General features: G+C 71.6%; 3 protein-coding genes. 1 reads left to right on the top strand and 2 read right to left on the bottom strand.

What is annotated here, in order from left to right; genetic code table 11:
• On the bottom strand, nt 1-1,205 hold a 1,205-nt coding region (locus tag A5712_RS19285; protein WP_156766645.1), incomplete at its 3' end, for a PE family protein.
• Nucleotides 1,206-1,405: 200 nt separating this feature from the next.
• A complete protein-coding gene (locus A5712_RS19280; protein WP_068108177.1) occupies nt 1,406-4,636 on the bottom strand; it encodes a LuxR family transcriptional regulator in 3,231 nt (1,076 codons plus the stop codon).
• Between the two features lie 363 nt (nt 4,637-4,999).
• Between A5712_RS19280 and A5712_RS31435 the strand changes: the two genes are divergently transcribed.
• Nucleotides 5,000-6,547: a PE family protein gene (locus tag A5712_RS31435; protein WP_068108175.1), complete on the top strand. Its 1,548-nt coding sequence runs from the start codon at nt 5,000-5,002 to the stop codon at nt 6,545-6,547.
• The last annotated feature ends 7 nt before the right edge of the window (nt 6,548-6,554 follow it).

The following is a 6,554-nucleotide window of genomic DNA, read 5'->3' as shown; positions in this document are numbered from 1 at the left end:
CGTAGGGGGCCGGCGACCATCCGAGGCTCGATGACGCCTCCGACGCCGCGGTGCGCGCCGCCGTCGCCGAAGAGCAGGCCGCCGTTGCCGCCGGCCCCGCCGGCCCCGCCGATGCCGACCACCGGGGTGATGCTTTCGCCCCCCGCGCCGCCGGCCCCGCCGGGTCCCATGCTGAGCAGGCCGGCGTTGCCGCCGGCGCCGCCGGCCCCACCGAAGGTTGAGCCGTGCCCGCCGGCACCGCCGGCCCCGCCGGCGCCGAACATCCCGCCCGAACCGCCGGCCCCGCCGAGCCCGCCGCTGCCGCCCCCGGTGGTTCCGCCGCCCCCGCCGGCGCCGCCGGCGCCGAACATCCCGCCGGCCCCGCCCGCGCCCCCGGTGCCGCCGGTGCCGGCCACGCTGGTCCCGCCGAGCCCGCCGGTGCCGCCGCTGGAGAACAGGCCGCCGGCGCCGCCGGCGCCCCCGTCACCGCCGGGCAGCGTGACGCTGCCGCTGTGCCCGCCGGCGCCGCCGGCCCCGGCCGCGCCGTACAACATCCCGGCGTTACCGCCGGCCCCGCCGTTCCCTCCGGTGGCGTTCGAGTTCCCGCCAGCCCCGCCAGCCCCGCCCGAGCCGAACAACCCGGCCGACCCGCCGTTGCCGCCGGCCCCGCCGGCGCCGCCCAGGGCCAGGGGGGCTCCGCCGGAACCGCCGGCCCCGCCGTTGCCGATCAGCCCGGCGGCGCCGCCGTTTCCGCCGTTGCCGCCGTTGGCACCGCCGGCGGTGCCGGATCCGCCGTCGCCGCCGTTGCCGATCAACCACCCGCCGTTGCCGCCGTTTTGTCCGGTCCCCGGGGCGCCGTTGGCGCCGTTGCCGATCAGCGGACGTCCGGTCAGCGCCTGAACCTCCCCGTTGACGCCGTCGAACAAGGTCTGCAGCGGCGACACGTTGGCGGCCTCGGCGGCCGCGAACATCGCCCCGCTGGTGCTCATCGTCTGCGTGAATTGCTGATGGAACAGCGCCGCCTCGGCGCCCAGCGCCTGAAACTCTTGGGCGTGGCCGGAAAACAGCGTGGCCAACGCCGCCGACACCTCATCGGCGCCGGCGGCCAGCACCGCGGTCGTCGGGCCCGCGGCCGCCGCGTGGGCGGCGCTGAGCGCCGATCCGATGTTCTCCACATCCGCCGCCGCGGCCGCCACCAGCGCGGGGTCCACTACTACGAACGACATTGCTTTCCTCCCGATCGTCATCACGTGTTCGGGGGGATGTGCCTCGCTACCCCAGCCCGACGTTCATCTGGAATCGAGTCCAGGATGCGGGCCGAGGCGGGTGCGAAACGTCGGTCAAAGCTCGTAAATAGCCCGCGGCAGGGGGTCGTAGATCTACCCGTTCGCGGTGCTTAGGCATATGTGGCTATGCCATGCGGCACTTAGCCGCGGCCGGCCACTTCCTGGGCGAGTTGCACGCGAGAGGTGATGCCCAGCTTCGCGTAGACGTGCGTGAGGTGGGTTTGCACCGTCCGCCGGGAGATGAACAGCCGGGCGGCGATCTCGTTGTTGGCCAGCCCGTCGGCGACCAGCCGCGCGACGTCCCGTTCGGTCGGGGTGAGGGAGGCCCAGCCGCTGGTCGGGCGCTTGCGCTCGCCCCGGCCGCGGCGCGCGTAGGCGACGGCCTCGTCGAGCGAGAGCCCGGCGCCTTCGGCCCACGCGGCGTCGAAGTCCTGCGCGCCCATGCTGTCGCGCAGCGCCGCGACCGTGCGCGCGTGATCCGCGTCGTAGATCCGGAACCGCACCGCGCCGATCTGTCGCCGGATCGTGTCCGCGGCACCCAGCAGCCGCGCCGCGTCGCGATGGCTCTGGCCGTCGGCGGCCAGCCGGCCCAGGCAGTCGAGGATGTCGGGCACGGCGAGGTGCGCCCCGTACTCCGCGGCGCAGCCGAGCGCCTTGTGGGCGTCGCGCTCCGCCTGATCCGGCTCGCCCTTGGCGATCGCGACGCGCGCGCGTCGGGTCAGCGCCCGGGCTAGGTGCCAGCCCGCCGACGACGCGACCTGGTGGTCCGCCCAGCGTCCGGCCTCGATCAGATCGCCTCGGGCCAGGGCGACCTCGACGATCGGGTTGGCGATCGCCGCACCCAGCTCGCCCTCGACGGTCACCCGCTGCTGCGCCGCCTCGGTGGCCGCGGTCGCCGCCGCGACGTCGCCGGCGGCCAGCGCCGCGGTGGCCAACACCGCATAGCTGAATCCCTCGTTGTACGGCCACAAATCCGACGCGGCTTCCAGCGACGCGCGGGCCGCGGCCGCGGCCGCCTCCACCTCGCCCTGGAAGGAGAGCACGAGGCTGAGGCTCAGCCGCGCGCCCCACCGGAACAGGACATCGTGCGCCGCGTCGGCGTCGGCGGTCACCTCGCCGAACTGCTCGACGGCCTTGACCAACTCGCCCTTCATCATGTGCGCCAGGCCCAGGGTCCAGTGACACGAGCGCGCATGGAACCGGTCGCCGATCGAGGCGGCGAGCTCGCAGCCTTCGCGGGAGGTCGCCTCCGCGGCGACCGGATCGCCGGCGTAGAACGCGCCGTTCGCCTGCCAGGTCAGGATCTGGATCAGCCGCCATCGGTCGTCCAGCGTGCGGGCGATGCCGATGGCCTCGGCCAGGTAGGGGCGGGCCGCGTCGGCGCTGTAGGAAGCGATCGCACCGCAGGCGGTGAGCGCGCGCGCCAGCAGCGCGGGGTCGTCGATCTGGCGTGCGATCGCCACGGCCTGTTGCGCCTGCTCGAGGTTGTCGCCGATGCTGCGCGACGCGTCCAGGGCCGCCTTGTCGGCGAGGGCGCGCCCGCGCACCACGGCCGAGATCCCGGCGTCGTCCTCGGGCAGGGTGGCGTCGAACCACGCCAACCCCTCCTGGATGCGGCCGCGGGTCTGCCACAGCGGCTGCAGCGACGACGTCAGCTCCAGCGCCCGCTCGATGTCCCCGGTTTGGCGGCTCCACGCGAACGCGGCCCGCAGGTTGTCGATCTCGATCTCGACCTGTTCGATGCGGCGCTGATGGTCGGGGTCCGCGGGGCTGTCCAGCAGGGCCGCCAGCGCGGCGTAGTAATCGCGGTGCCGCGCGTGCATCTCGTCGGCCTCACCGGATTCAATCAGCTTGGCCATCGCGTAGTGGCGCACCGTGTCGAGCAGCCGGAAGCGGGTCCTGTCGCCGGCGTTCTCCGCCACCACGAGCGACTTGTCCACCAGCTGGGCGAGCCGGTCGAGGATCTGGAGTTGCTGCGCCGGGTCGCCGTCGCCGATGACCCGCGCCGCGTCGAGATCGAATCCGGCCCGGAAGACCGCCAGCCGGCGGAACAGCACGCGCTCCGGCTCGCTCAGCAGCTCGTGGGACCAGTCGACCGATTCACCCAACGTCCGTTTGCGCCGCGTCCCGGGGCGGACGCCGGTGACCAGCCGGAACCGGTTACGCAGCCCGTCGAGGATCTCGGTCAGCGACATCATCCGCACCCGCGCCGCCGCCAGCTCGATGCCCAGGGGCAGGCCGTCCAGGCGCGCGCAGATCTCCCGCACCGCGGCGGTGTCGTCGACGGCGATGTCGAAGTCGGGCCGGGCCAGCCGCGCACGGTCGACGAACAGTTCGATCGCTTCGTCGGCGAGCGACAGCGACGGCACCCGCCAGGTGACCTCGCCGGCCACCCCGATCGGCTCGCGGCTGGTGGTCAGGATCGTCAACTGCGGGCACGCCCCCAGCAGCGCGACGGTCAGGTCGGCGCACTCGTCGATCAGGTGCTCGCAATTGTCCAGGACGAGCAACACCCGGCGATCGCCGAGGAACCGCACCAGGGTGTCCGTCGCCGAGCGGCCCGGCTGGTCGGGCAGGCCCAGCGCCCGAAGCGCCGCGACCGGCACCACGTCGGGGTCGGTGACCGGCGTCAGGTCGACGAACCACACATTGCCGTCGAACTCGGCCGCCGCCTGCGCGGCCACCTGGACCGCCAGCCGGGTCTTGCCGACGCCACCGGCGCCGGCAAGGGTTACCAGCCGGTTCTCGTACAGCGCCTTGACGACGTCGTTGGTCAGGGTGACCCGACCCACGAACCGGGTCAGCTGCACCGGGAGGCCGTGCGGGACGACGCTGCCCGTGGTGCGCAGCGGCGGGAACTCGACATCCAGGTCGGAGTGGCACAGCTGCGCCACCCGCTCGGGGCGCGGAAGGTCGCCGAGCTGATGGGTGCCGAGATCGGTCAGCCAGGCATCAGCCGGCAATTGGTCGACGACCAGGTCGCGGGTGATGCCCGAGAGCAGGATCTGGCCGCCGTGCGCCAGGTCGCGCAGGAGGGCCGCCCGCTCGGGGGTCGAGCCGACGTAGTCGCCGGCGTCGTCCAGCTGGACCTCGCCGGTATGCACGCCGACCCGCAGCCGAATCGGCGCCAGCGGCGCGCGCTGCAACTCCACAGCACACGCCACCGCGTCGGTCGCGTGCGCGAAGGCGGCCATGAAGCTGTCGCCGACACCCGGCTCGATCGCCAGCACGCCGTCGTGGGTGGGGACGAGCTCGGAGGCGGCGCGGTCCAGCCGCACGAGCGCGGCCGTCATTTGCTCCGGCCGCGACTCCCACAGTCGCTCGGAGCCCTCGAAATCGGCGACCAGCAGGGTCACCGTTCCCGTGGGCATGAACTCTCTGACGCCAGGGTCACTCCTACTCCATGACCGTATGCCCCCGCGCACATCAGTTTCGCTCATGCCACCCACCCAGGGTCCAGTTCCAACGCAAATCCGTTGAGGTCATCGCGGCGGCGGAGGAAGCCACGGCGGGCCCGCGGACACGGGCTACCGCTTTGCCGTGGGCGGTCCTACGACCCCGGGCCTCGCTGCATTTACGACCCCTCATGCTCTGTATCTACGCGATACGACCGACGTTAGTTCGACGCAATCCCCCGCATATTTGACTCGTTTCCAACACACGTCGGGGGCCGGGTTCGCAATTCGCTGCGTTTTCACCCTTCGCCCGACGGCGAACGATCGGGAGGGACGGCAATGTCGTACGTGGTGGCGGCCCCGGAGATGCTGGCGGCCGCATCGGCGGATCTGGAGGGCATCCGCTCGGCGTTGAGCGCGGCAAACGCGGCGGCGGCCGCTCCGACCTCCGCGGTCGCGGCGGCCGGTGCCGACGAGGTCTCGGCCGCGATCGCCGCCCTGTTTTCCGGGCACGCCGAGCTGTATCAGGCGCTGAGCGCCCGGGCGGCGAGCTTTCATCAGCAGTTCGTTCGGGCCATGAGCGCCGGCGGGACGCTCTACGCGGAAGCCGAGGCGGCCAACGCGTCCATGATCGGGGCGCCCACACAGGCCGCGGCGCAGGACGTCCTGGCCAACTTGGGCATCGGCAACGTCGGCGCCGGCAACGTGGGCGGGGGCAACCACGGCAACGGGAACGTGGGCAGCGGCAACAGCGGCAACCAGAACCTGGGCAGCGGCAACATCGGCAGCGGCAACGTCGGCAACGGAAACAACGGCATCGGCAACATCGGCGACGGCAACCGGGGCAGCCAAAACCTGGGCAGCGGGAACGCCGGCAACAACAACACCGGCTTCGGAAACAACGGCGTCGGCAACGTCGGCGCCGGAAACCTCGGCAACACCAACGTCGGCAACGGGAACCTGGGCTCCGGCAACATGGGCAGCGGCAACCGCGGCGACGCGAACATGGGCTTCGGGAACCGCGGCAGCAACAACGTCGGCGCCGCCAACACCGGCAACCACAACATCGGCTTCGGCAACACGGGCAACAACGACATCGGCTTCGGGCTGACGGGCGACAACCAGATCGGTTTCGGCGCACTGAATTCCGGCAGCGGCAACATCGGATTCGGCAACTCGGGCACCGGGAACATCGGCTTCTTCAACTCGGGCACCGGAAACGTCGGCATCTTCAACTCCGGCAACCACAGCTTCGGATTCGAGAACTCGGGCAGCTTCAGCACCGGGTTCACCAACTCCGGTCAGGGCGACACCGGCTTCCTCAACAGCGGATTCAGCAACTTCGGTGCGCTCAACGGCGGCTCGAACAACATGGGGATGTTCAACGGCGGCTCCCAGAACTTCGGGATGGGGAACTCCGGCTTCCAGAACACGGGCAGCGGCAACGCCGGCTCCCTGAACACCGGTGACTTCAACGCCGGCAACTTCAACACCGGGTGGGGAAATTCGGGCGCGAGCAACACCGGCGGCTTCGACTCGGGCAACCTGAACACCGGCTTCGGCAGCGGCATCACCCCGGCCGGGGTGAAGAACTCGGGCTTCGGCAACACCGGCCTGGACAGCTCCGGCTTCTTCAACGCGGGCGGCGATACGTCCGGCTTCCAAAACGCCGGCCTGGCCTTCGAGTCGGGCTTCCGAAACTCGGGCAACGGCAACAACGTCGGCATCGGCAACTCGGGCAGTTTCCTTGCGGGGATTGGAAACACCGGCTTCGACAACATCGGAATCGGCAACTCGAACGTCTTCAACTCGGGCATCGGCAACTCGGGCAACGACGACTCGGGTTTCTTCAACAGGCGTGACGCGCAGTCGGGCTTCTTCAACTAAGGATGTG

The organism is Mycobacterium sp. E2327, assembly GCF_001672675.1.
GTDB lineage: Bacteria > Actinomycetota > Actinomycetes > Mycobacteriales > Mycobacteriaceae > Mycobacterium.
This window is presented reverse-complemented; position numbering and strand designations above follow the sequence as displayed.

Coding starts and splice junctions, on each gene's coding strand:
- A5712_RS31435 (WP_068108175.1), top strand. CDS start 5,000: ATGTCGTACGTGGTGGCGGCCCCGGAGATGCTGGCGGCCGCATCGGCG.
- A5712_RS19280 (WP_068108177.1), bottom strand. CDS start 4,636: ATGCCCACGGGAACGGTGACCCTGCTGGTCGCCGATTTCGAGGGCTCC.